Source organism: Streptomyces sp. NPDC057424, from assembly GCF_042803315.1.
Taxonomy (GTDB): Bacteria; Actinomycetota; Actinomycetes; order Streptomycetales; family Streptomycetaceae; genus Streptomyces.
In genome coordinates, this window is record NZ_JBHVCP010000010.1 from 122949 (window position 1) to 149004 (window position 26056).

A 26056-nucleotide genomic window follows, 5' to 3' on the forward strand; every position below is an offset into this window, starting at 1 on the left:
TCCGCAGTGCGGTTGACGGCTCAGCGGGCGCTGCTGCCGAGTTCCTCCAGATAGCCCTGGGAGCCGGCGGCGAGCGCGAACTCGGTGTCGTAGCGGCCGGAGGAGCGGTGCCAGTCGTAGGAACCGCGGATCACCGTGCGCACCGCGTCGGTGCGGTACCGCTCCAGTGCCTCGCGCTCGCTCGCGTCGAGGCCGTAGATCTCGCCGACCTGGGGCAAGCAGGACTCCAGCAGCAGGAACTGTTCGAGCCGGGCCTGCACCTCGTCCTGGAGGTGGGCGATGCTGCGGCCCTTGGACCAGCCGTGCTCGCGGCGCAGGATCATGACCATGTTGTTCAGCTCGCCGCGGGCCTCCTCCTTCTCCAGGGAGGCGATGTCGTTGAGCATCAGGTTGACGTCGACGGCGATCTGGAGCATCGCGCCCAGCACCGCGCTGTCGAAGACCCGCTGCGGCACCTCGAAGCGGCCCGCGCGCTCGGCGAGGTCCACCGTCGGCTGCACGCCGATGGTGTGCCGCCGCATGGCGAGGTATTCCGCGGCGCTGTCGTACGGCTTGTCCCGGAACCGGCTCCGCGCCTCGTCGACGTACCCGTCGAAGTAGTTGCGCCAGTGCCGGGCGCTGCGCGTGCACCAGGACGGTGACATCTCATCGCAGCAGCGGCGCCAGATGTCGGCGAAGCCGTGGGCGATCGGGGGCGCGGAGGGCGGCAGGGGGCCGTCCAGAGCCGCCGCCACGGCGTCGGTGAGCTGTTTGGCCGCCTCGGGGTCCTCACCGCGCGGCCCGTCGAACAGGTCGTCGAAGAGGAAGAACCACGACATCAGGTCGACGCCCAGGTCCAGGTCGGCGCCGGTCGCGTGCGGGTAGAAGCGGGAGGCCAGGTCGGCGTAGCCGCCGCGCAGATGGCGCTCGGCCGCCGCCTCGGACTTGATCAGACCGAGCGAGCGGGGCCAGATGAGCTGCTCGGCGTCGGCGCGGGCGTGATCCGGGCTCTGCCGGCTCGGCAGGGGTATGTGGAAGTCGACGTCCTGGGGCATGGGGAGTCCTCGGAGGGGGTCGCGGGGTCGGGGGAGGAGGTGGGGGGCATGGCGGTGCCCTGGGGCGCTGTAATCGGAGTCATTTGCGGAAGTCGGCGAGGGCGTGCGCGTGTGGGTGGTGGTCTCAGACCTCGCGCTCGACGACGAACCGGCCGAGCGCGAGGAGTTCGTCCCGCGCGCCGGCGTCCAGTTCGACACCGCGCAGCGCGTCCTCGGCCAGCGCCAGCCGCCGGGCGGCCTCGGCCAGCGCCCAGTCCCGGCCGCCGGCGCCCTCGATCAGGCCGGCCACGCGCCGCAGTTCCTCCTCGTCGCTGTCGCCGCGGGTGGCGAGCCAGGCGGCCAGCTCGTCGCCGAGCGGATCGTCCTTGTTGAGCGCGTAGCTCACCGGCAGGGACTTCTTGCGGGAACGCAGATCGGAGTGGACCGGCTTGCCGGTGACGGCCGGATCGCCCCAGATGCCGAGCACGTCGTCGACGAGCTGGAAGGCGACGCCGACCTGGTCGCCGTAGAGCGCCAGCGCGTCCACGACCCGCTCCGGCGCCCCGGCGAGGACGGCGCCGATCGCGGCGCTCGCCGACAGCAGCGCGCCGGTCTTGCCAGCGGCCATGTCGACGCACTCCTCGACCGTGACGTGGGCGCGATGTTCGAAGGACAGGTCCTGGACCTGACCGCGAATCAGGTGCCGGGTGGCGCGCGCCAGCATCCGGGCGGCGGGCGCCGCCGTCGGCAACCCGGTGTCCAGCAGCACCTCCTGGGCGAGCGCCAGCATCGCGTCACCGGTCAGGATGGCGCTGGAGGGGCCCCACAGCTTCCACACCGTGCGCCGGTGGCGGCGCTCCTCGTCACCGTCCATCAGATCGTCGTGGACCAGGGAGAAGTTGTGCACCAGCTCCACTGCGACCGCGCCGGGCAGGGCGACCTCCGGGGGCGCGCCGACCGCCTCGGCCGACAGCAGTGCGAGCGCCGGCCGTACGGCCTTGCCGGCGTCGGCGCTGGTGGGCGCGCCGCCGGCGGTGATCCAGCCGAAGTGGTAGGCCGCCTGGTGACGTGAGCGCTGGTCGAGCCGTTCGACGACGGCGCGCAGCGCCGGGGTGATCGTGCCCCGGCTGTGGCTGAGGCAGGCGGGAGCGGTGCTCATGCGGCGACCTCCGCGCGCCAGGGGGCGGTCGGGTCGTCGAAGATGCTGACGACCTGGCGCATGACGCGCCGTTCGGCCGGGTCGAAGGGCTGCTTGGCGTGGACCGTGCCGAGCTGGTCCCACATGACGATGTCCCCGGGCTGCCAGGTGTGGGCGTAGGTGTACTCGGGCCTGCCCGCGTGCGCGAGCAGTTCGTCGAGCAGCTTGCGGCTGTCCTCGGGGGCCAGGTCCACGATCCGCCGGGTGTTCAGCGTGCTGATGTAGACCGATTGGCGGCCGGTGCGCGGATTGCGGGCGATCAGCGGGTGGATGGTGGAGGTGCCGTCCTCGGGCAGGATCTGCCCGGTGCCCTCGCTGAGGGACACCTCGCGCTGGAGCTCCTCCTCGATGGTCTCCTCGTACCCGGTGCGCAGCGCGTGGCGGACCCGGTAGGAGTGCAGGCGCCGGCGCTCCTCGGGGGACAGTGACTCGTACAGGGCGTACATGTCGGTGAAGAGGGTCTCCCCACCGCCGGACGACGGCACTTCCACGGCCTCCAGGAAACCCACCTGGGAGACGCGGGGGCGGAAGGAGTAGTCGGTGTGCCAGTCCATCCAGTCGGCGTCGCCGACGCCGACCCTGCGGCCGTCCTCCACCAGGTTGGAGACGATCAGGATCTCGTTGTGGTCGGGGTGGGCGCCGCTGGTCAAACCCGTCTTCGGGATGTACCCGAAGCGGCGGCCGAAGGCGAGGAACTCCTCGTAGGAGGGGGGCTCGTGGCCGCGGAAGACGAGCACGAGATGCGTGTCGAGCGCCGCCCAGATCTCCTCGAACTGGGCGGTGTCCACGTCTCCGATGACCTGGGCGCCGTGCACGACGGCGCCGAGCGCGGCGTCGGGTATCGGCGTTATGTCCATGGGCGTTGCCGCCTTTCGCAGAAGGGGAGCAGGGGTCAGCGCAGGTCGAGGCCGGCGAGGTCGCCCGCCGCGCGCCAGCGCCTGAGGATGTTCACGAACTCCACTGAGCCCCCGCCGTAGCTGGAGTTGAGCAGGGGCATGCCGCTCGGGTCGCCCTCGTTGTTGTAGAGGCCGGGCGTGCAGTTCTCGAGGAAGTCGAGGTCGTTGGTGGCCAGCCGGAGGATCTCCTCGACCCATTCCTTCTCACCGGCCTCGGAGGCCTCCACGACCCGGTGGCCGAGGGCCTCGACGCGACCGACGATGTACGCGAGGTGGCGGGTCTGCTCGCCCAGCATGTAGGCGATGTTGACGTGCCGGCCGGCCTGGATCTTGGACAGGATGAAGCAGTTGGGGAAGCCGTTCACCTGGAGTCCGTGCAGGGTGCGCGCCCCGTCGGCCCACTTCTGCGACAGCCGCACGCCGTCGCGGCCGACGATGTCGTAACCGGCGCGCTCGGTGTACGGGACGGCGAACTCGTGCTCGTATCCGGTGGCGAAGATCAGGCAGTCGAGCGGGTACTCCCGGCCGTTCGCGACCACCCCGGCCGGGGTGAGCCGCTCCACGCCCTGCCCCTGGGTGTCGACCAGGGTCACATTGGGCCGGTTGAAGGTCTGGAGGTAGCCGTCGTGGAAACAGGGGCGCTTGCAGTACACGCGATAGTACGGCTTGAGGGCGGCGGCGGTCGCCGGGTCGGTGACGATGCTGTCGATGCGGGCGCGCAGCTCCTCCATCTTGAGGAAGTCCGCCCGCTCGGCTGCGAGCGCCCGCTCCTTCGGGTCGCCCCCGGTGTCGCCGGTGGGCAGGATCGCGGCGGCCAGCTTGGCCGTGGTCTGGGTCCAGCGGTCCTGGACCAGGTCCTCGTCCTGCGGGATGCCGGAGGTCAGCGCGTGGAAGTTCTCCATACGGCGCTGCTGCCAGCCCGGTTCCAGGCTGTCCGCCCAGTCGGGCGGGGTGGGCCGGTTGCCGCGCACGTCGACGGTGGCCGGGGTGCGTTGGAAGAGGACGAGCTGCTCGGCCCACTCGGCGAGGTGCGGGGCGAGCTGGATGGTCGTCGAGCCGGTGCCGATGACGCCGACCTTCTTGTCCTTCAGCTTGGTCAGGCCGCCGTGGCTGTCGCCGCCGGTGTAGTCGAAGTCCCAGCGGCTGGCGTGGAAGGAGTGTCCGGTGAACGTCTCCAGGCCCGGCAGCCCGGGGAGTTTGGGGCGGTGCATCAGGCCGATCGACATGGCCACGTACCGGGCCCGGATCAGATCCCCGCGGTCGGTGCTCACCAGCCAGGTCCCGGCGGCCTCGTCCCAGCGCAGTTCGGTGACAGTGGTCTGGAAGAGGGCGTCGCGGTAGAGGTCGTACTTGCGGGCGATCGCCTGGAGGTGCGCGAAGATCTCGGGGCCGGTGGCGTACTTCTCGGTGGGTATCGTGCCGACCTCTTCGAGCAGCGGCATGTAGATGTAGCTCTCGACGTCGCACCGGACGCCGGGGAAGCGGTTCCAGTACCAGGTGCCGCCGACGTCGCCTGCCTCGTCGATCAGCCGGATGCGGTCGAGTCCGGTCTCCTTGCGCAGATGGGCGCCGGTCAGCAGGCCGCCGATACCGGCGCCGACGACGGCGACGTCCACCTCGTCGGTGAGCGGCTCGCGCTCGCGTCGCTCGGTGTAGGGGTCTCGCGCGTAGCGGCTGAAGTCACCGCGCGCGAACCGGTAGGTGCGGCCGACGGTGCGCTTGTCGCGTTCCTGCCGGTACTTCTCCCGCACCGCCTCCAGGTCGATGGTCAGGCTTTCGTCGCCACGGTCGTCGCTTTCGGCGCGTGCCACAGCTCCTCCTCGGGGGAAGGGGGCGGAAGGGGAACGTGACGCCACACGTCGTCGAACTGATCGCGCAGCCGAGCCGGGGCGTCGGAGTTGCTGAAGAGGTAGAAGCGGTCGGAGCCGACGGCCTCCGCCACGAGTGCGGCGACGTCCTCGGCGCTCACCGAGGTGTCGCCGCCCGCGCCGCGCGGCGCCGTCAGGCCCTGGACCATGGGGGTGTCGACCCGGCCGGGGCACAGCACCGACACCCGGACCGGGGTGCCGTGCAGATCGGCGCGCAGACTGCGGGCGACCGCGAGGTCGGCGTGCTTGGAGGCGGCGTAGGCGGCGCTGCCCGCGCCGACGACGAAGGCGGACATCGACGCGGTGTGGATCAGGTGGGCGGGGCGGCCGGACTCCAGCAGCCGGGGGACGAAGGCGCGGGCCACCAGGACGTGCGCCCAGTGGTTCACCTCGAAGGCCCGCCGCATCTGCTCCAGTTCCACCTCCCACAGGGGCTGTCCCACGGGGCCGAGGACCCCGGCGTTGTTGCACACCACGTCGATGTCGCCGAGCACGTCGAACGCCGTGTCCGCGAGCCGTTCGACGGCGTCCGGGTCGGTCAAGTCGCAGGTCACCGCGGTGACCCGCGCGCCCCGCGCGGTGAGTTCGGCGGCCCGGCGGTGCAGCGCGTCGCCCGCGACGTCCGCCATGACCACGGCCGCTCCGGCCCGCGCGAAGCGGTCGCTGAGGGCGAGACCGATGCCGCTGGCCGCGCCGGTCACGACGGCTGTCCTTGTCTGTAACTGCACTTGGCTGTCTCCGCTTCTGCGCGCGAGCACGCCGAAGGACGGCGCGCCGTTGCCCCACGAGAAGGTCTGGATCAGATGGCGCCGGTCGACGGGCGCGGGTGTCAGTCGGGGTCAGGCAGCTTCAGGCTGATCACGAGAACGGTCGCCGCACAACACGCCAGCAGGACGAGGACGAGCACGGCCGCCGACCCGGTCGACAGCCAGTCGGCCAGGGAGAGGTAGAGGGTTCCGCCGACGGTGGCGCCCAGCGCGGTCGCCATCTGCTGGCTGGTCACCAGCACCCCGCTGCCCATGCCGGCCTGCGCGGGAGGTACGTCGGCGAGGATCGTCCGGAACAGCGCCGGGCCGGTCAGCGCCGCGCCCACGCCGTAGAGGCCGATCCCGACGAGCACGAGCGCCAGGGAGGGATGCGGCCAGCCCACGCGGATCACCAGCGCGAGCAGCAGCAGTCCCGTGGCCTGGACAAGGGCGCCCAGGGTGACGATCCGGCTGCCCAGGGCCGCCGCGATCCTCGGCGTGAACAGCGTCACCACGAAGAACGCCGCCGCGAACGGCGTCAGCACGCCGCCGGATTCGAGTCCGTCGAGCCCGAAGTGCCCCTGTGCGATCAGCGCGTAGACGAACAGGAAGGCGCCGAAGCCGGCCGAGAACGGCACCATCGCCGCGAGCCCTCGGCGCATCCCGGGATGGGACAGCACCGCCGGAGACAGCAGCGGGGAGCCGCCGCGCGCCTCCAGCCCGCGTTCTGCCCGCGCCAGCGCCACCGCCCCCGCCGCGGCGACGGCCAGCAGCGACCACAGCCACAGCGGCCAGCCCAGGTCGGGGCCGGCCACGACCAGCGCCAGGACGCAGACCATGGTGACACCGAACAGCACGGTGCCCACCGGGTCGAAGCCCGGCTTGGCGTCCGCCCTGGTCGCGGGGACGCGCCGGACGGCCAGCAGCGCGGCCACACCGATCGGCACGTTGATCGCGAAGACCGACCGCCAGCCCATCCCGGCCACGTCCAGCGAGACAAGCAGGCCGCCCAAAATCTGCCCGACGACCATGCCGAGGGCCGCGGTCGCGCCGTACAGGCCGATCGCGCGGGCGCGCGCCCTGCCCTCGGTGGCCGCCTGGATCGTCGCCAGCACCTGCGGTACGAGCATGGCGGCGGTCGCGCCCTGCAACAGCCGGGCCACGACGAGGAACTCGATGGTCGGGGCGAGCCCGCACAGCGCCGAGGTGACGGTGAACGCCGCGAGCCCGTAGGCGTACAGACGCCGTCGGCCGAAAGCGTCGCCCAGCCGTCCGCCCAGCACCAGGCCGAGGGCGTAGGTGAGCCCGTAGCCGGACACCACCAGCTCCAGCGCGGCGGGACCGCCGTGGAGGTCGTCGCTGATCGAGGACAGCGCCACGTTGACGATGGAGGCGTCCACGATGGACAGGGCGTATCCGACGAGCACCACCGCCAGGGCGATGCCATGGAGCCCTCCGGCGGCCGGTGTCGTGCCGGCCGGGGACCGCGGAGTCGCGTCGGGCCGTTGCAGAGGGGGGAGGCCCCCGCGTTTCGTCATGCGCTGCCTACCCAGGCGTGTGTCGGGGACGGGTGAGGTGGGTGCTGCGGGGCGAGGTCGTCACTCAGTGGTGGTGGGTGTACCGGTGATCTTCGACAGGATGCCCTTGGAGGGGTCCTTCGCCGACTCGGTCCAGGGGGTCAGGGCGTTGAACCCGCGGTGCGAGGAGGCGGGCTGGATGCGGGTGTCCATCGACATCCGCATGCCGGCCGGGTTCTCCGAGACGTTCGGGATGGACTTGTGGCACATGAAGGCGTGGAAGATGATCACGTCGCCCGGTTCCATCGGCGAGAACAGCAGCTGCTCGTCCGCGCCGAACTCCTCCGCCGGGATGCCGCGTACGGGGTGGCCGAAGCGGCGGAAGTTCTCGGTGACGACGTGCTCGCGCGGGCCCTTCTTGTGGCTGCGGTCGGCGACGGCGACGCCGCCTATGGTGCGGCTCGTCGGCAGCAGCGGTATCCAGGCGGTGCGAAAGTCCTTGTTCGGGCCGATGTAGAAGCCGTCCTGGTGCAGCGGGGTGAGGAAGCTCGGGGCTGCGGAACCCGCGGCGGAGGGGTAGTAGCGGATCGTCGTCGACTTGAAGACGAAGACGGGCTCGCCGAAGACCTTCTCCCAGACCTTGAGCGTGGAGGGGTGGTTCCACAGGTCGTCGTACTTGACGTAGTCGTGCATCGCCACCTCGTCGACTGCCTCGAAGGAGTCGATGGTGAGGGTGTCGAGCGTGGTGCCGGGGGCGGCGTGGCCAAGGGCGATCAGGCCGTGGAGCATCTGCTCAGCGGCGGTCCGCACGAGGTCACGGTCCAAAGCGTCGCGCAGATAGACGTAACCGTGCTCGTCGTAGAACCGGTCGATGGCCTCACGGTCGTCGAGAAGTGGAGTGCAGTCGACGTAGTCGCTGAAAGTTTCCGTCATGGTTCCTTGTCCTCGTGATGTCTGTGCGTGAGGGAGGAGCGGCGAACATCCGGGGGCCGGCGGCTTCGATGGCGCCGGGGGAGGCGGGGGATCCGGTGAACGGGGACGGGGAACCGGACGAACGGTCCGTCGTGGTGTCCCTCACCGGGGTCCATGAGCGCCGTCGCTGCGGGGGTCCGGTGCTGCGCGGAACGCGCTGTGATCCGTCACGGACCACACGCCGGGCGATGGGCCAGCGAATCGATCGATTGAAAGTTTATATAAGCTCACGATGTATTTCTAGGGCGTCTCCGTGCGGCGGCCGGTTCTGGACACCGGAGTCGTTCAGAAGGTGACGGGGATTTCGTCGAATCCGCCGGTGATCCGGTGCTCCTGCCAGTGCAGCGACTCCTCGGGCACCGCGAGCCGCAGGTCGGGCAGGGTGCGGAACAGCCGCTCGAACACCGCGGTCAGTTCGATCCGGGCCAGCACGCGGCCGATGCAGTGCCGGGTGCCGTGCCCGAACGCCAGGTGTGGCTTTGGCCGGACCCTGGTGAGGTCGAACAGGTCGCCGTCGGGGTAGGCCCGGTCGTCGTAGTTGGCCGCGCCGATGGCCAGCATCACCGCGTCCCCGGTGCGGATCACCGTCTCGCCGACGGTGATGTCGCTGTGCGCGTAGCGGGGGATCAGCGCGTTGGACCCCTTGCCGCCCACGCCCAGGCGCAGGATCTCCTCGACCGCGGCCGGCGCGAGCTCGGGCTTCTCGGCCAGCAGGGCCCGCTGGGCCGGACTGCGCAGCAGGAGCAGGACGCCCAGGTCGATGCGCACGATGGTGGTCTCGTAGCCGAACAACAGCACGGCGTTGCCCAGTTGGGCGATGTACGCGTCGGACAGCGAGCCGTTCTCCTCGGCGATCAGCTCGGACAGGATGTCGTCGCCGGGCTCGGTCCGCTTGCGCGCCACGAGTTCCGTCATGTAGTCGACGACCTGCTGGAAGGTGTTCGCCGAGTGCTGGGCGTCGCTCTGGTCGAAGGTGCCCCTCGCCCACTGCCCGAACCGCTCCCGGTCCTCCAGCGGCACGCCGAGCAGATCGCAGACCACCATGGTCGGCAACGGGAACGCCAGCGCGCGGTGCAGGTCGGCCGGCCGAGGGCCGGCGGCGATCTGGGCGAGCAGCTCGTCCACGTGGCGCTCGATCCGGGTCTTCATCAGGCGCATCCGGCGCGTGGAGAACCGGGGCACGAGCAGCTCGCGCAGCCGGGGGTGCTCTCTGGCCTCGGTGCCGTAGTCGTCCCCGGCCATCAGCGCCATCATGGTGCTTCTGGCCTTGCTCTTGGCCGACCGCTCCGGGTAGGGGTTGCTGAGGCCGAGCCGCCGGTCGGCGAGCAGCCTTCTGACCTCGTCGTAGCGGGTGACCAGCCAGGCCTCCTCGCCCGCGGCCCGCACCCTGCTGATCGGACCCTCCTTCTGCAGGGCACGCATCTGGGGCGCGATGCCCATGATGTCCGGGTTGTCGAACGGTAACGTCGGAAGTTCCTGCATGGAGTCACCTCACGTGTTCCGGAAGGGGAGGGTCACGGGGCGCGCGGCGGCAGGGGGCGGCCGGTCTCCACCGGTGCCGCGGGGCTCTTCGCCCCCTGCCGCCTGCCTACGCCGTGCCGGGCTGGGCGGCGTCCGTCACGCGGCCGCGCCGCCGACCAACAGGGTCGTGTCGATGAGGCGGTTGGAGAATCCCCACTCGTTGTCGTACCAGCCGAAGACGTGGACGTGGCGCCCCTCGATCACCTGTGTGAGTTGGGCGTCGAAGATGCAGGACGCCGGGTCCCTGACGATGTCCGCCGAGACCACCGGGTCCGTGGTGTAGCGCAGGATCCGTGCCAGATCGCCGTCCGCCGCCTTGCGGAACAGCGAGTTGACCTCCTCCACCGTGGTGTCGCGGCCGACCCGGACCGTCAGGTCGGTCAGTGAGCCGACAGGGACGGGGACCCGCACCGAGAACCCGTCGAGCTTGCCGTTCAGGCTCGGGAGCACGAGGCCGATCGCACTGGCGGCGTTGGTGGTGGTCGGGATGGTGCTGAGGTTGGCCGCGCGGGCCCGACGGAGGTCGGGGTGCGGGCCGTCCTGGAGGTTCTGATCCTGCGTGTAGGCGTGGATCGTGGTCATGGTGCCGCACTCGATGCCGAGCCCCTCGTCGAGCACCCGGGCCATGGGCGCCAGACAGTTCGTGGTGCACGAGGCGTTGGAGACGATCGTGTGCCTCTCGGGGTCGTACAGGTCGTGGTTGACGCCGTAGACGAGCGTGAGGTCCGCGTTCTTCGCCGCGGCGGAGACCACCACCTTCGAGGCGCCGGCGTCGATGTGCGCCCGGGCCTTGGCGGCGTCGTTGAACACGCCGGTCGACTCGATGACGACATCGACCCCGAGGCGGCCCCAGGGCAGCTGCGCCGGGTCGCGCTCGCTGAGCACCTCGATGACGGTGTCCCCGATCCGGATCGACGAGCCTTCCGCCACGACGTCCTGCGGCAGCGGCCCGTACACGCTGTCGTACTTCAACAGGTTCGCCAGGGTCTGCGGGCTGGTCAGGTCATTGACCGCGGCCACGCGGAGGTCGGCGCCGGACGTGAGCAGGGCGCGGAAGAAGCTACGGCCGATACGGCCGAAGCCGTTGATTCCCACAGTGATGGTCATGATTCTCGTCCTGATCGTCGGGAGCCTTGCCGCAGTGGCCGCGCGGGGTGTCGTGCTGCGTCGACGGGGCCGCGCGCCGGGCCGGGGGAGATGCCCGAGCCACTACCGATTGAGAGCTTATATAAGTCTGGGATATATTTGCCAGTGTGACTTCCACTCAATCCACCGATTCCCGCGCCGACCTCGACGTCGGCGACTTCACCGGGGCGATCGAGGCCTTCAACCGCTACTACATCCGGCTGCCTGCGGTACAGAAGCTGCCCTTCACGACCCTGTCCGTGCTGGACACGCTCGCCGTCGGCGGTCCCAAGCGACTGAGCGAGCTCGTCAAGACCGAGCAGATGAGCCAGCCGGGCCTCACCCAGCTGGTCACCCGGCTGGAGGGGGAGGGACTGGTGGTGCGCCGCCCCGATCCGGTCGACCGGCGCGCGGTCCTCATCCACATCACGGAGAGCGGTGAGAAGGTGTGGCGGTCCCGGCGCGAGGACCGCGGCCGGCATCTGCTCCCGTTGATCGCCCAACTGGAGCCCGCAGAACGGCAGGCGATCGCCGCGGCGCTCCCCGCCCTGACCCGCCTCGCCGAACTCGGGGCCCAGGCCGGACGGTAGGCCCGCCCGCGATCGACGGCCGTGGTGGTCAGGAGGGCCGGTGACCATCGGCGGGCAGCGTCGCGGCCAGGTGGCGCAGGGTGGCGGCGACCGCCTGCGCGCCGGGGGCGCCGGGCTCGATGAGCGTGTAGTGGCCGATGCCGGGCAGCACGACGGTCTCCAGGTCGTCGTGGACCGCCGCGTAGTCCGCGAACTGCGACAGCGGCACCTCCTCGTCGACCTCGCCGTGCAGCAGCACGGTCCGCACCCCCGTCGTCCGCTCGCTCTTCAGCAGAGTCAGGGGGTCCACGGTCGGCATCCTTGCCTCGAACAGGTCGGGCCCGCCCAGCAGTTGCAGCGCCGCGTCGTCGCTGAGCCGATCCCGGTGGGTGGCCGCCAGATCGGTCAACGGAGCCAGGGCGAGCACGGCTGGCGGCAGGGACGACGTGTACCAGGGCGAGTCGGCGGGAAGCAGCGCCCGTGCCGCGCACCACAGGGCGAGATGACCGCCGGAGCAGTGACCGGCCAGGACGTAGGGCCGGCCCTCGGGCAGGGTGTCGACGATCCGGGCGACGTCGTCGAAGGTCTCCGGATAGCCGCCGGCACCCCCGGACCGGCGGAAACCCGGCAGCAGCACGGAGAAGCCCTGCCGCGCCAACCAGGCGGCGAACGGCGTCAGATGCATACGGTCGTAGCGCCAGTACCCGCCGTGCAGCAGCAGCACCAGGGGTGCGTCCGGGTCCTCGGCGGGCCAGGCGTCGTAGACCTGGTGGGGATGGTCCCCGTACCGGCCGTGCACCGGGGCGAGGACCGGCCTGAGGCTCAGGACGCGCTGCTCCTCCTCGGCGGCGAAGGCCGAGATCTCCCTGGAGGTCATGCGGTGCTCCTTCTAAAGGCCGAGGTGGACGCCACCGGTCGCGTCGAGCCACTGGCCGGTCACCCAGCGGGCGTCGTCGCTCGTCACGAACGCGACCACGTCGGCGATGTCCGCCGGCTGGCCGAGCCGGTCGAACACCGAGTGCGCGGACAGCGCCTTCCGGATCCGCGGGTCCTTCAGGGTGGGGTTGATCTCCGTCTCGGTGAAGCCGGGCGCGACCGCGTTCACCGTGATGTTCCGCGGGGCGAGCTGGACGGCCAGGGGCAACGTCAGATGGTCCAGCGCCGCCTTGGTCATGCAGTAGGCGATGATCGACGGGTAGGCGAAACGCGTGGCCGCCGACGAGACGTTGACGATCCGACCGCCGTCCCGCAGCCGGCCGAGGCTCTGCTGGAGGATGAAGAACGGGGCCTTGGTGTTCACCGCGAAGACACGGTCGTAGTCCTCCTCGGTGACCTGCTCGATCGGCCGCGGGAGCGTGATCCCGGCGTTGTTGACCAGGATGTCCAGACCCGGCTCGGCCTCCGGCGCGTACGCGGCCAGTTCGCGGTCGAACGCGGCCCACAGCGTGGCCGCGTCACCGGCGACGCCCAGTTCCGCGTGGATCGCGAACGCCCGGCCGCCGTCCGACTCGATCTCCTTGACCGTACTGTCGGCCGCCGCCGCGTCGTGCCCGTAGTGCACGGCGACCAGCGCGCCCTCGGCCGCTAGCCGTCTGCTGATGGCCCGTCCGATACCGCGGCTGCCCCCCGTGATCAGCGCGGTCCTGCCCTGGTGCCGTCCGGTGCCCGTCAATGTCTTCTCCTTCTCCGCATCCGACACCTGACCCTGATCGACGCGGAGTTGGCCGGTCAAGGTGTTCCAGGCGGAGTCAAGTCGGACATGAGGAAGGGCTCCAGGTGAATTCCAGAACGCCCGCCGCGGATTCGCCCGAGGAGGGCGGCACTTGAATTCCGCTTGATTCTCCCGAGGTCGTCCGGTGTTCCGTTCCACACGTCACCGAAACGCCTTATCCTGCCGTAGGAAAAGATCACACGGTGCCGAGAAGGGCTGTCTGCATGCGACGCGCGCTGTGCCCCGCGGAAAACCTCTACGTCGCCCAGCGGAGCCGGGCGGTCGTCTCCTGCGTCCTGGACGGTCCCGTCGAACCGGCGGTCCTGGCCGCGGCGTTCGAGACGGTCATTGCGGAGCGGCCGACGCTGCTCACGCGGATCGTCCGGGACGGTGACGGCCACGCCCTCGCGCCCCTCCCGGAGGCCGAGCGGCCCCGGCTGCGGCTGCGCACCGGCAGCGAGGAGGCGTACCTGGAGGAGTTCAACACCCCGCTGCCGGTGGGCGGACCGCTGGCCCGCGCGGTCCTCGTGAGCGCCCCCGACGCCGAACGGCACACCCTGGTGCTGAGCGTCGACCACGTCATCACCGACGGACACAGCGCGATCGCCCTCCTCAACGCCGTCTGGGACCGCTACCGGGAACTCGTCGAGGGCACCGCGGACCGGCACGCGCCCGCGACCGAACTCCCCGGCCCTGTCAGCGCCTTGCTCCCCGCCGCGGACCCGGAGGAGGACGCGAAGTACCTGCGGCAGCGGGTGGAGCAGATCGGCCGCCACCCCGTCACTCTCGTCCCGTTCGACGCGAACACGGCCGGCGAGGAGACACCCGGGGAACCCCAGCGGATCGAAGTCCGGCGGCTGCTGCTCGACGCCGGCCCGACTGCCCGGCTGCGTGAACGGGCCCGCGCGGAAGGCGTGTCGGTGCACGCCCTGCTCAGCGCCGCTGTGCTGCTCGCCGCTCGCCGGCGCCTGGACGGTACTGGACCGCGCGTCCTGGGCTGCGTGTCACCGGTCGACCTGCGCGCCCGTCTGTCGCCTCCCGTGCCCGCCTCCCGCATGGTCGCCGCGGTCACCATGCACCTCCAGACCCTGCCCGTCGAAGAGGACGGCGACCTCCTGGAACTCGCGCGGGGTACCGGCGCCGGAATACGGGACTTCCTCAACAGCGGCGACCTCTTCCGTGAGATGCGGATCATGCCCTCGGCCGCGCAGCATCCGACGCTCCACCTCGGCACGGTCATCGTCACCAACATGGGCGTCGTGCCCGGCCCGCGCCTCCCGCAGGGCGTACGGCTCACCGACGTGCGGCTGGTGCCCGCCCGCGAGCACTACTTCCCGCAGGCCGGCCGCAGTCCGATCATGGCCTGCGTCACCTCTTTCGACGGCCGGCTCGCCGTCGAATTCCCCCACCACACCGCCTGTTTCAGCCGGGCGTTCATGCGCGAACTACGCGACGAGGTCCGCGCGAGCCTCCTCGCCCTCGCCGAGCAGGGCGAGGGCTGAGAAAAGGAAGGACCTACACCCGAAAAGACCCACGCCTGAAAGGGCGTACGCCTTAAAGGAACTACGGGAGATTCTTTTCCTCCAGGGCCGCCGCCACGATTTCGCCGATCCGCTGGATCGGCTCCGGCTCCGTCATGTCGTAGTGACCGCACGCCACTTCGTGGTCCTCGATCACCCCGTCGACGTAGGCACCCCACTCCGCGGCCTTGTCCTGGGCGTCCGACGGGTCGTCCGAACCGCCGGAGGCGGCCGCGCCGCCGACGGCGCTGAAGAACAGCACGTCGCCGTGGAACACCTCAAGCTCGAAGTCCGATGCGATGCGCAGGTTGTTGCGCATGACCCGGGCGATCCGGTCCGCCTCCGCGGCCGTCACCTCCGCGCCCGGCGCGGGGCCGGACGCGTCGAGCAGCCGCAGCAGTGCCTCGACGTCGGCCGGCGCGCCCTCGGGCAGGTGGACACCGGTGAGCCGCGAGACCAGGGCCGCCACCTGCCGTTCGGCCACCTCCGGGGACGGGGGGTGGCGGTGCAGCAGCGGGGAGTCCAGCATGGCCAGCAACTCCACCCGCTCGCCCTCGCCTTGCAGCGCGGTCGCCATGGCGTGGGCCACCAGACCGCCGTACGACCAGCCGAGCAGCCGGTAGGGGCCCTCCGGCTGGATCTCGCGCAGCAGGTCCAGGTAGGACTCGACCATGTCCTTCGCGTCGGTGGCGGGGGGTGCGGAACCGTCCAGCCCGCGCGCCTGGATGGCGTAGACGGGCTGCCGGTCCCCCAGGTGGGCGAGCAGGCCGGCGTACCGCCAGCCGATGCCGCCGCCGGGGTGCAGACAGAACAGCGGGCGCCGGTCGCCCGCGGAGCGCAGCGCGAGGACCGGGGCGAAGGCGTCCAGCCCGCCGCCGCGGCGGCCCGCCCGGTCCATCAGGCCGGCCACCGTGGGGGAGGCCAGAACCGTCGAGCCCGGCACGTCGAGCACGCCCGCGTCCCGCAGCCGGCCGGCCAGGAGGACCGCGCGCATCGAGTCGCCGCCCAGGTCGAAGAAGTTGTCGTGGATGCCGACCGGCTCCACGCCCAGCACCTCCTGCCACTGCTCGGCGACCGCGCGTTCGAGGGCGGTGCGGGGGGCGTCGTACGCGGTTTGGAGGTACGGCCGGGGGGCCCGGGTGGCGGCCGTCGCGACCGTGTTCTCCGGGGCCTCCATGGTGTTCGCGGTGTCCGCGGATTCCGTGGTGACCGGCGAGGTGCTCTCGGGTGCCAGGTGCGCGGCGTGGCGTGGTGGGTCGATCCAGTGGCGGCGGCGGTCGAAGGCGTAGCCCGGGAGGGACGCCCCCGGGCCGTGCTCCCGGGCTCCGTCCAGCGGTGCGAGATCGACCGGAACCCCGGCCGTCCACAGCCGTGCCAGTGCCTCGGTGAACACCTGGACGTCGGACCGTGTGCCCTTGGCGTGGCGCATGGTGGTGACCGTGGTCGGCGCCGCCTCCGGCAGACAGGCCCGGGTCAGCTTGGACAGCGCGTCGCCGGGGCCTACCTCCACCATCAGCGGTTCGCCGTGTTCCCACAGGGTCCGGACGCCGTCGGCGAACCGGACGGTCCCGCGGAGCTGGTCGACCCAGTGCCGGACGTCGGTCGCCTCCTCGGCGGTGACCCAGGTGCCGGTGGTGTCGGTGACGTAGGGGATCCGGGGCGGGCGCAGGGTGACCCCGCGGACGAGCTCGGCGAAGTCGTCGAGGATCGGGTCGAGGAGATGGGAATGGGCCGCGAGCGACAGCGCCAGCCGCCGGTGCGGGATCTCCTCGGCCGCCAGTCGCCGCTCCAGTGCGGCCACCGCCTCCTCGTCGCCCCCGACCGTGCAGGCGTCCGGGCCGTTCACCACGCTGAGCGAGAGCCCGCCGGTCAGCAGGGGGCGCAGCCGTTCCTCGCCCAGGGCCACGCTCACGGTGGCGCCGCCGGCCGTCACCGACAGCCGCCCGCGCTCGGCCACCAGCGGCAGCATCTCCTCCAGGTCCATGACCCCGGCGAGACAGGCCGCGGTGTACTCGCCCAGGGAGTGACCGATCAGGGCGTCCGGACGGACCCCGCGCTCCATCAGCACGGTCGCCAAGGCGTACTCGGTGACCACCACCGACAGCAGCCCCGGCACGCCGTCGTCGGCGGTGCCCGCGCCGAACAGCGTGTCCTGCAGGTCCAGGCCCAGCACCGGCCGCAGCAGGCCGGTGCAGTGGTCGACGACGTCACGGTACGGGGCGCAGCCCCGGTACAACTCCGCGCCCATGCCCGGGTAGTGGGCGCCGCCGCCGGGCAGCAGGAAGGCCAAGCGCGGGGAGCGGTCCGCGCCCCGCGCGGGAGTGTCGGACAGCGGACGGCCCAGTGCCTTGACCGCGTCCCGGCCGTCCTCGACGACGACCGCGGCCCGGTGGGGCATCGCGGGGCGGCGGGTGCGCAGAGTGTGGGACACCTCGGCCAGGTCCGCGTCGGGACGGTCCGCCAGATGCCGGGCGAGCCCCTCGCACTGGCCGCGCAGGGCTCCGGGGGTACGGGCGGACAGCGGCAGCACCTGCCACCGCGCCCCGGGGGTGTCGTCCGGGCGGTCGCTCACCGGTGCCGGCGGCGCTTCCTCCAGGACGACGTGGGCGTTCGTGCCGCCGATGCCGAAGGCGCTGACGCCGGCCCGGCGCGGACCGTTCCGCGACGGCCACTCCTCCGGCGCGGCCGGCACCCGGAACGGGCTCGCGGCCAGGTCGATCAGCGGGTTCGCGCGGCGGAAGTGCGCGACCGGCGGGATCAGCCGGTGCTCCAGGACCAGCACAGCCTTGATGAACCCCGCCATGCCGGCCGCGGCCCCGAGGTGGCCGATGTTGGGTTTCACCGAGCCCAGGGCGCAGAAGCGCGTGCGGTCGGTGCTCTCCCGGAACACCCGGGTCAGCGCCTCCACCTCTATGGGGTCGCCGAGGTTCGTGCCCGTGCCGTGGGCCTCCAGGTAGCCGATGGAGTCCGCGTCGACGCCCGCCAGCGTCTGGGCCGTCAGGATCGCCTCGGCCTGCCCCTCGGTGCTGGGCGCGCTGAAGCCCACCTTCCGACGGCCGTCGTTGTTGACCGCCGACCCCTTGATCACCGCCCGGATCCGGTCGCCGTCGGCCAGGGCGTCCCCCAGGCGTTTGAGGACCACCGCGCCGACGCCGTCGCCGGGCACGGTGCCCGCGGCGTCCGCGTCGAAGGCCCGGCAGCGGCCGTCGGGGGAGAACATGCCGCCCGGGACGTGGCGGTAGCCGAGCTTCGCCGCCGGGTTGACCGAGACCGCCCCGGCCAGCGCCATGTCGCAGGCGTGGTTCAGCAGGTCCTGACAGGCCGTGTGGATCGCCACCAGCCCGGTGGAGCAGGCCGTCTGGAGTGACAGGCTCGGTCCCGTCAGCCCGAGTTCGTACGAGATCCTGGTGGCCAGGGTGCCCAGCGAGTTGGCTGCGGTGCTGTGCACCAGCTCCACCGAGCCGGGCCGGCCGGCGAACCTCGGGTACACGTGGGAGGCGTAGTAACGGCTGTCTCCGGCGCCCGCGTAGACGCCGATCGTCCGCTCCTCCCGGTCGGCGGCGTACCCCGCCGCCTCCAGCGCGTGGTAGGCGCACTCCAGCAGCAGCCGCTGCTGCGGGTCCACGATCGCGGCCTCGGCGGGGCTGCAGCCGAAGAAGTCCGCGTCGAACAGGTCGATTCCCTTGACTACCGAGGCCCTGCGCACCAGGGAGGGGTCCTTGAGGTCCGCCGGATCGCCGCCGGCGGCGAGGAACTCCTCGTCGTCGACCGGGCGGATCGACTCCGTGCCGGCGACGACGTTCTCCCAGAACTCCTCCACGGTGTCGGCCCCGGGGAAGCGCGCCGCGATGCCGATGACGGCGATGTCGTCGTCCGAGAACTCCTCGTCCGGGAGGCCGTTGTCCGTGCGCCCGTTCTCCGGAGTGTCAGGAGTGTCAGTCATCGCCGTCGGTCCCCTTGTCCCGCTTGTTCTGCCGAGTGGTCCTGGTGCGTGCGGCGCGCTGCCGCTGAGCCCGCTGCCGTGCGCCCGCCAGGGGTCCGCCCGGCGCGGGAGGTCCGTCGTTCCGGGCCACCTCTTCTCCGTCCGCGGTCTCGGGGACGGTCACCCGGTCGACGAGGTGCCGGGCCAGCGCCGCGACCGTGGGATGGCTGAACAGGTCCACGACGGTCAGGTCGCAGCCAAGTTCCCCGTTGATCGAGGTCATCGCCCGTACCAGCAGCAGGGACGTGCCCCCGAGGTCGAAGAAACTGTCGTCGACACCCACGCGGTCGCGGTCCAGGACCCGGCGCCAGATGCCGCACAGCCGGTCCTCCAGCGCCCGGAGCCCGTCGGTGTCCGGATCGGCGGGCCGAACGGGCGCCGCACCGGCGGGCGCCGTGCCGACGGGCGCTGTGCCGGCCGTCCGCAGGACCCACCGCTCGGCGGCCCCCGCCAGCCGGGCACCGTCCGCCGCGGCCCGGTACAACCCCCCGAGGTCGGTGCCCTCGCGCAGCGCCACGCGGGCCGCGAGGCGGTGCACCGGGCGCGCCGGGCCCGTGAGCCGGCCGCGCACCCAGGGGGCGCCGCGGTCGACGCCGATGAGCAAGTGCGGCTCGTCCAGGGAGCGGGCGAGGTCGAGGGAGCGCAGCGCGGCGGCGTGGTCCAGGACCCGGTACCCGCGCGCTTCGGTGAGCGCCCGCAGCTCGTAGCCCCGGCTCATTCCGATGTCGTTCCACATGCTCCAGGCCAGGCTGTGGGCGGTCATCCCGCCCTCGCGGCGCTGACGTACCGCCAGGGCGTCGAGGAAGGCGTTGGCGGCGGCGTACGCGCCCGTCATGGAGCCGCCGAAGAAGCCGTTGACCGAGGAGAAGGACAGGAACGTCGACGCCGAGCAGTCCTCGGCCAGCCGGTGCAGCACCCAGCCGCCGGTGACCTTCGCGGCGAGCGCGGCCCGCCAGGCGTCCAGGTCGTACTCGGTCACGGGCCGCTGGTCGAACGCGCCCGCGAGGTGCACCACCCCGGCCAGCGGGGTCGACCAGGCGGCGGCGGCCTCGTCCACCACGGCGCGCACCTGCGCGGGGTCGGTGACGTCGGCGCACGCGTAGCGCACCTCCCCGCGCTCGCGCACCCTGCGGTACGTCTCGATGCGCCGGGCAGTCTCGCCGTCCCGGTCGGCCGCGGTGTCCCAGGTGTGCTCGGGCGGCAGTTCGGTACGGCCGACCAGCAGTAGCCGGGTGCCCGGCACCGCGAGCAGATGCTCGGCGACCAGGGCGGACACGCCGCCGAGTCCACCGCTCACCAGGAGGAAGCCGTCGGTGGCGGGGGCCGGTCGCCTGCGGGGGAGCGGGTCGGGCAGCGGGGCCAGGCGGCGCACCCAGCGCTCGCCGTTCCGGTACGCCACCTCGGTGTCGGTCGCCGGGCCGTCCGCCTCGGCGAGGATCAGCCGGGCGGCCTCGGCGGGGTCGGCGACCGGGAGGTCCAGCCGGCCGGCGTCCAGCCAGGGCAGTTCCTCCCGCAGGCTCTTCAACAGGCCGCCCGCGGCGGCGTGCAGGCAGGAGGGCCGGTCCTCGGGCAGGACGTCCTGGGTGCCGCCGGTCACTAGACGCAGGGCGACCGTACGGTCTGAGGTGCCGTTCGGGGACAGGGCCCTGGCCAGGCACACCAGGCTGTCCACGCCGTCCTGTTGGGCCTCCAGCAGGCCGGTCACGGACTCGGGCTCGTCGCGGCCTGCGGTCAGCGCTCCCAGGTGGATCACGGTGTCCACCGGGCGGCCGTCCACGGTCAGGCCGGCGAGCAGCGCTTCGTAGTCCTCGGGCCGGTCGACGCGGACGTGGTAGCGGGACGCGTCGACCCGGCGGAACCCGGCGGCCGCGGTGACGACCGTGCACAGGGCGCCGCGCCGCCACAGCAGCCCGGCCAGCTTCTCGGCGACCCGGGCGCCCAGCGTGTCGCGTCCGGCGACCACGAGGGTGTGCCGAGCGGGGGAGGCCGTGGGCCGCGGGCGCCGCGCCCGCCGCCACACCGGGCGCAGGAACCAGTCCGGTACGGTCGCGGCGGTGCCCAGCAGCACCTCGGTGCGGCGGATGTCCTCGTCGAACTCGCCCGCCTCGAAACGCGCCCGCAGCTGCGTCCGCTGGATTTTGCCGATCTCGGTCTTGGGGATGGTCTCCGGCTCCACCGGGACCAGGTACGCGGGGGTGATCCCGATCTGCCGGGTCACCTTGCCGCGGACCGTGCGCAGCGCCTCGGCCAGATCGGTGCCGGGCAGCACCCGCAGGAACAGGGCCAGTTGGTCGGTGTCCGCCGCGGGGTCCGGCCGTACCGCGCACGCGGCCGTGAAGGACCGCTCCACGAACGGCAGTTCCTCCACGCAGGCCTCGATCTCGTGGCTGTAGTGGTTGACGCCGTTGATGATGATGACGTCCTTGGCCCGGCCGGTGATGTACAGTTCGCCGGCCCGCAGGAAGGCCAGGTCCCCGGTGTCGAACCAGCCGTCCTCGGTGAACGACTCGGCGTTCTTCTCCGGGTTGTCGTGGTAGCCGGAGGTCACTGAGGTGCCGCGGACCTGGAAGTGCCCGACCGTGCCCTCGGGCACGACGTGGCCCTGGTCGTCCACCACCCGCATGGCGAACCCGGGGTAGGGCAGCCCGCAGCTGACGAAGCCGTCCTCGTCCGCCGCAGGTTCGGCCGGCAGCTCGGCGTCGGTGACCACCGAGCAGGTCTCGGACATCCCCCAGCCGGGGTGCACGACCGTGGGCGGCAGCCCGAACGGGGCGAGCACCTGGAGGAAGCGGCGGGCGGTGGCGGCCACCACGACCTCGCCGCAGTTCATCACCAGCCGCATCGGCGACAGGTCCCACCGGCGGTCGGCCATCCGGTCCGTGTGCTCGGCGGGCAGCCCGAAGGCGAAGTTGGGCGCCCAGGTGACGGTGACCCGGTGCCGGTCCGCCAGGTCCATCCAGCGCAGCGGGTCCTCAAGGACCCACGAGGTGGGCGCGTGGACCTGCCGGCAGCCCAGGTAGACGTCCCGGAGGTGGAACATCACCACGCCGGTGACGTGGTCGAGCGGGATCCAGTTCAGCGAAACGTCGTGCTCCGTCAGGCCGTTGACCTGCGCGGTGGCCGCGGAACGGGTGAGCACGCCCCGGTGACTGATCCGGACCGCCTTGGGCAGGCCGGTGCTGCCGGAGGTCAGCAGCATCAGGATCAGGTCGTCCGGGCGGGCCGGATGCCAGTCGGCGTCGGCGGGCCCCGAGCGCAGCTCGTCCACGGTGGTCAGCCGCAGGTCGGCCAGACCGCGCCGTCCGGCGAAGGCGCGCAGGCCCGCCTCGTGACCGCCGGAGGTGACGATCCACGGACGGCCCAGCATCCCCCATACGCCCTCCAGCTTGTTCACCGCCGCGGAGTCCTCCGCGTAGGACGACGGGACGGTCAGCGGCACCGTGACGAACCCGCCGAGGACGCAGCCCCACAGGGCCGCCAGGAAGTCCTCGGTGTCGTCGCACTGGAGGATCACCTGGTCGCCGGGGCGCAGGCCCAGCGCGCGCAACCCGCCCAGGACCCGGGACGCCTCCTCGGCGAGGCTCGCGTAGCTGCGGCGCACGGTGGTGCCGTCGGCCCGCACGTGCACCACCTCGGCGTGCGGTCCGCCGGTCGCCGCCCGGCGCAGGGCCTCCGCCCACGTCCGCACCCGGGGTTCGGGCAGTTCGGGCCCCTCGCTCAGCGAAGGTACGGCCTCCTGCCCGGGGGCGGCCGCCGCCTGCGCGGCCTCCTCGGCCCCCGTCCGCTCGGCCGGGCGCGAGGCGGCCGGTCCCGCGTGCAGCAGGCCCAGGGGCTCGGTGTCCTCCTCCAGTTCCACGGTGACGTCGTCCACCCCGGGCAGCTTCGCCAGCGCCCGCCGCCACCGCTCCGCCTGTTCCGTGCCGATTTTTGGGAGGCTGTCCAGCGCGGCGGTGTCCAGGGAGCCGTCCGCGCTGCGGGGCAGGTCGGTGACGGCCATGATCCGCGGTGCCCGTCCCTGGGGAGCCGTCTGCCGCAACGCGCGCTCTGCCTGCTCGGCCGCGTTCGCCCGGGTGGGCACGGCCAGGACGGTCGGCCTGCCGTCGTCGCCGTCCTGTGGCGGCAGGGCCACGCACTCCCTGATGCCGCCCGCCGCGAGGACCGCCCGTTCCAGGGCTTCCGAATCGAAGGTGGCGAAGGGGGCGTCCGCCGCGGGGGTCCGCGCAGGCCGCGGGCCGGGGTCGGGCAGCTCGCTGATCCGCAGGTCCGGGTCCGCGGCCACGGCGGCGAGCGTCTCGCGCAGTCCGTCGGCCAACCGGCGGACCGTGGCCTCGTCGAAGAGGCCGGTGTCGTACTCGACATGGCAGGACAGCCCGGCGGGTGTCCCGTCGTCGGCGCGGCGCTCCGTGAACTCGACGAACAGGTCGAACTTCGCCGTGCCGGTCGCCGTGGGATGCAGAGGCGCCGCGTTCTCGCCGAGCCGCAGGACCGCCTCGGTGTTGTTCTGGAGGGCCAGCATCACCTGGAACAGCGGGTGCCGGGCGGCCGCGCGGGCCGGGTTGAGCTCGTCCACCAGCCGGTCGAACGGCAGGTCCTGATGGTCGTAGGCCGCCAGGTCGAAGGCGCGCACCCGGGCCAGCAGGTCGCGGAACGCGGGGTCCGCCGAGGTGTCGGTGCGGGTGACGAGGGTGTTGGTGACGACGCCGATCACCTCGTCCAGGGCCGCGTCGGCGCGCCCCGCGACCGGCGTGCCGACGGGGATGTCGGTACCGGCGCCGCAGCGGGTGAGCAGGGCGGCCAGAGCGCCCTGGAGGACCATGAACAGACTGGCCCCGCCGGTGTCGGCCAGCCGCAGCAGGGCGCGGTGCAGGCCGGCGCCGATGTCGACGCTCAGGCCGCGGCCCCGGCGACCGGGCACGGCGGGGCGCTCCCGGTCGGCAGGCAGCGGGATCTCCTCGGGCAGGCCGGCCAGAGCCTTCTTCCAGAACGCCAGTTGACGGCCCATCAGGGAGTCGGCGTCGCGCAGTCCGGCGAGCAGCTTCTCCTGCCACAGCGCGTAGTCGGCGTACTGGACGCCCGGCGGCGCCCAGTCGGGAGCCCGGCCCTGCGCGCGGGCCGCATACGCCGTCGAGAGGTCGTGCGCGAACGGCACCAGCGACCACCCGTCGGCCGCGCTGTGGTGCAGGACGAGTACCAGCGTCCGCTCCCCGTTCCGGGGGCCGTACAGTCCCGCCCACAGGGGGAGGTCCCGCGTCAGGTCGAACGGACGGCGCAGTGCCGTGGCGACGTACGCCGCCACCTCCTCGGCGGGACAGTCCACCGACTCCAGCGTCGGCCGCACGGTTCCCGGCGCGCGGATGTCCTGGTACGGCGTGCCGTCGGCCTGCGGCAGGAGGGTGCGCAGGCCTTCGTTCCGGTCGACGACGTCCGTCAGCGCGGCGCGCAGGGCCTCGTCGGCGACCGGCCGCTTCAGCCGTACGACGAGCGGCATGTTGTACGTGGCGACCGTGGGGTCGAGCTGGTTGAGGAACCACATGCCCTGCTGGGCGGAGGACAGCGCGATCCGTTCCGGGCGCTCGGCGGCCACCAGCGCCGGCCGCGCGGGTGGCCGCGCGGCGGAGGGGGCCGCCATCCCCGCGGCGATCTGGGCGGGGGTCGGCTTGGTGAAGATCGTCCTCAGGGACACCTCGGCGCCGGTGGCGGCCCGCAGCCTGGTCCGCAGCTTGGCGGCGAGCAGGGACTGCCCGCCGAGGTCGAAGAAGTCGTCGTCCGGCCCGACCGAGCCCGCGGGCAGTGCGAGCAACTCCTCGAAGAGGCGGCAGACGAGAGCTTCGGGGCCGCTCGGGGGCTCGATGTCGGTGTCGGTGTCGGCGGTAGGGGTGAGGCCGTCGGCCGGCCCGGTGGGCATCCGGGCGGGGCCCTCGTCCGAACGCGAAGAGTGCGCAACCGCCTTGTCGACCGTGAACTCCTCCCCTGCGGCGCCTAGTTGGTCCAGCACATCCAGCAGTCCCGCCAGGTGACCGACGATCTCCTCCTCGGCGTACAGCGCCGGGTTGGCGTCGAGGGCGATGTCCAGACCGGTGCCGTCCGCGCCCGGCCGCACGGTGATCAGCAGGTCGTCGACCGCGCCGCCCGACAGGTGGTGCGGCGTCGCGGGGTGGCCGCCGAAGTGCAGTCGGTGGGAGAAGGGGACCAGGTTGACGAGCGGCCCGAACAGCCGTCGGTCGCCGCCCAGGAACTTCAGGTCCCGGCGCAGGTCCTCGCCGCGGTACTGCTGGCGTTTGCGGACGTCCCGCAGCCCGTCGGCCGTCGCCGCGATCAGCTCGGTCGCCGTGGCGCCCGGCCGCACGGACAGCCGTAGCGGAAGATTGTTCGACACCGTGCCCGGTGTGCGCAGAGCGGCGGATCCGAGCCGGCTCATGGTCGTCACACCCAGGACCACGTCCTCGTGGCCGGTCACGCGGTACGTGTACGCGGCGACGGCGGCGAGCAGCAGCTCGTTGCGGTTCGCGCCCGCCTCGGACGCGACGGCCGAGAGTCGCTCGGCGGCGGCCGGGGACAGGCGCGCCGCGCGGCGCACGAAGGCGGGCGAGGGCAGCGCGGAGCCCTCGGTGAGCGTGACGGCCCCGGAGAGGCCGGCGAGGCGCTTCGCCCAGTGGGCGCGGTCCCGCTCGTAGCGCTCCGAGGCCCGGTAGGTGGCCTCCTCGTCCTGGAGCGTCCGGACGGGGGCGAACCACGCGGCCGGCACTTCCTGCCCGGCCGCCAGCGCGCTGTAGACCTCGGCGGTCCTGCGGAAGACGAGCAGGTATCCGTAGCCGTCCAGGAGGATGTGATGGACCTTCATGAACCACAGGTGGCGGTCCTCGGCCGCCTTGAACAGGGCATGGGTGAACGGCGCGCCCTCGTCCAGCGGCACCGTGGTGGCGAGGTCGGCGCGCATCCACGCCTCGGCCGCCCCCGTGGGATCTGGCGCGGAACTCACGTTCTGCACGTGCAGCACCCAGTCGTCGGTCGGCGCCCACCGGCAGCGCGGTCCCTCGGGTGTGTCGACGAAGCGCAGCCCCAGCGCTTCCGTCTCGGAGACGGTGCGGCGCAGCGCCGTCTCGAACAGGTCCCTGTCGAGCGGTCCGTGGATCTCCAGGTACTCGCCGGTGTTGTAAGCCGGGCTCCGCGGGCCGAGCTGTTGCCCGTACCAGATGCCTTCCTGCGCTCCGGTCAGGCCCGTCGGCACGGCCGGAGTCACCGGGCCCGAAGTCGCCGGGCCCGAAGCCGTGGCCGGCTCGGGAGCACTGCGCGGCGGCGACGCGGAAACCTTGGAGTCGTCTGCGTCCTGGAGCACGGTTACCACCCTCGTCAGACAAATGGACTACGGCCGCACGGATCCCGGTGTCCCGCTCGGCCGCGCTGGCCCGGCAGGTTCA

Annotated in this window: 15 protein-coding genes; 2 read left to right on the top strand and 13 right to left on the bottom strand. The window is 72.4% G+C overall.

What is annotated here, in order from left to right:
* Positions 1–20: 20 nt before the first annotated feature.
* The 9 genes from ptlA to gap all read right to left on the bottom strand — a co-directional run bounded on the left by ptlA (position 21) and on the right by gap (position 10838).
* Complete coding sequence (gene ptlA, locus ACFU3E_RS11870; RefSeq protein WP_384155189.1) at positions 21–1034, bottom strand: pentalenene synthase; 1014 nt, start codon at positions 1032–1034, stop codon at positions 21–23.
* Positions 1035–1158: 124 nt separating this feature from the next.
* A complete protein-coding gene (locus ACFU3E_RS11875; protein WP_384155192.1) occupies positions 1159–2172 on the bottom strand; it encodes a polyprenyl synthetase family protein in 1014 nt (337 codons plus the stop codon).
* Positions 2169–3068 carry a neopentalenolactone/pentalenolactone F synthase gene (ptlD, locus tag ACFU3E_RS11880; protein ID WP_384155195.1) on the bottom strand — a complete coding sequence of 300 codons (900 nt, stop codon included), beginning with the start codon at positions 3066–3068 and terminating at the stop codon, positions 2169–2171. Before ptlD ends, ACFU3E_RS11875 begins: the two co-directional genes overlap by 4 nt.
* Positions 3069–3103: 35 nt before the next feature.
* Positions 3104–4918 carry a neopentalenolactone/pentalenolactone D synthase gene (gene ptlE / locus ACFU3E_RS11885; RefSeq protein ID WP_384155198.1) on the bottom strand — a complete coding sequence of 605 codons (1815 nt, stop codon included), beginning with the start codon at positions 4916–4918 and terminating at the stop codon, positions 3104–3106.
* Positions 4876–5676, bottom strand: coding sequence for a 1-deoxy-11-beta-hydroxypentalenate dehydrogenase (ptlF, locus tag ACFU3E_RS11890; protein ID WP_384155201.1), 801 nt, complete (start codon positions 5674–5676; stop codon positions 4876–4878). The genes ptlE and ptlF overlap by 43 nt, the downstream gene beginning before the upstream one ends.
* Before the next feature lie 128 nt (positions 5677–5804).
* Positions 5805–7259, bottom strand: a complete 1455-nt coding sequence (locus tag ACFU3E_RS11895) for an MFS transporter (protein ID WP_384155204.1) — start codon at positions 7257–7259, stop codon at positions 5805–5807.
* Positions 7260–7319: 60 nt separating this feature from the next.
* Positions 7320–8171: a 1-deoxypentalenic acid 11-beta-hydroxylase gene (gene ptlH, locus ACFU3E_RS11900; protein ID WP_384155207.1), complete on the bottom strand. Its 852-nt coding sequence runs from the start codon at positions 8169–8171 to the stop codon at positions 7320–7322.
* Between the two features lie 324 nt (positions 8172–8495).
* On the bottom strand, positions 8496–9692 hold the full coding sequence (penM, locus tag ACFU3E_RS11905; RefSeq protein WP_384155210.1) for a pentalenolactone synthase: 1197 nt from the start codon (positions 9690–9692) through the stop codon (positions 8496–8498).
* 135 nt (positions 9693–9827) lie between these two features.
* The gene (gene gap / locus ACFU3E_RS11910; RefSeq protein ID WP_384155213.1) at positions 9828–10838 is read right to left on the bottom strand and encodes a type I glyceraldehyde-3-phosphate dehydrogenase; all 1011 of its coding nucleotides are present in this window, start codon (positions 10836–10838) and stop codon (positions 9828–9830) included.
* Between the two features lie 146 nt (positions 10839–10984).
* Here gap and ACFU3E_RS11915 point away from each other — a divergent pair, with 146 nt between their 5' ends.
* Positions 10985–11446 (top strand): MarR family winged helix-turn-helix transcriptional regulator, encoded by a 462-nt coding sequence (locus ACFU3E_RS11915; protein WP_384155216.1) that lies wholly within the window; start codon positions 10985–10987, stop codon positions 11444–11446.
* Between the two features lie 28 nt (positions 11447–11474).
* Here ACFU3E_RS11915 and ACFU3E_RS11920 read toward each other — a convergent pair whose 3' ends face one another.
* Positions 11475–12302 (bottom strand): alpha/beta hydrolase family protein, encoded by an 828-nt coding sequence (locus ACFU3E_RS11920; protein ID WP_384155219.1) that lies wholly within the window; start codon positions 12300–12302, stop codon positions 11475–11477.
* Positions 12303–12314: 12 nt separating this feature from the next.
* Positions 12315–13097: an SDR family oxidoreductase gene (locus ACFU3E_RS11925; protein ID WP_384155222.1), complete on the bottom strand. Its 783-nt coding sequence runs from the start codon at positions 13095–13097 to the stop codon at positions 12315–12317.
* A gap of 263 nt (positions 13098–13360) precedes the next feature.
* Here ACFU3E_RS11925 and ACFU3E_RS11930 point away from each other — a divergent pair, with 263 nt between their 5' ends.
* Entirely contained in the window at positions 13361–14638 is a 1278-nt protein-coding gene (locus tag ACFU3E_RS11930; RefSeq protein ID WP_384155225.1) for a condensation domain-containing protein, read from the top strand.
* 61 nt (positions 14639–14699) lie between these two features.
* Here the strand turns inward: ACFU3E_RS11930 and ACFU3E_RS11935 are convergent, their stop codons facing one another.
* Together ACFU3E_RS11935 and ACFU3E_RS11940 are read right to left on the bottom strand one after the other, a co-directional pair.
* Entirely contained in the window at positions 14700–18599 is a 3900-nt protein-coding gene (locus ACFU3E_RS11935; protein WP_384155228.1) for a type I polyketide synthase, read from the bottom strand.
* Positions 18592–25974, bottom strand: a complete 7383-nt coding sequence (locus ACFU3E_RS11940; protein ID WP_384155231.1) for an SDR family oxidoreductase — start codon at positions 25972–25974, stop codon at positions 18592–18594. The genes ACFU3E_RS11935 and ACFU3E_RS11940 overlap by 8 nt, the downstream gene beginning before the upstream one ends.
* Positions 25975–26056: the final 82 nt, after the last annotated feature.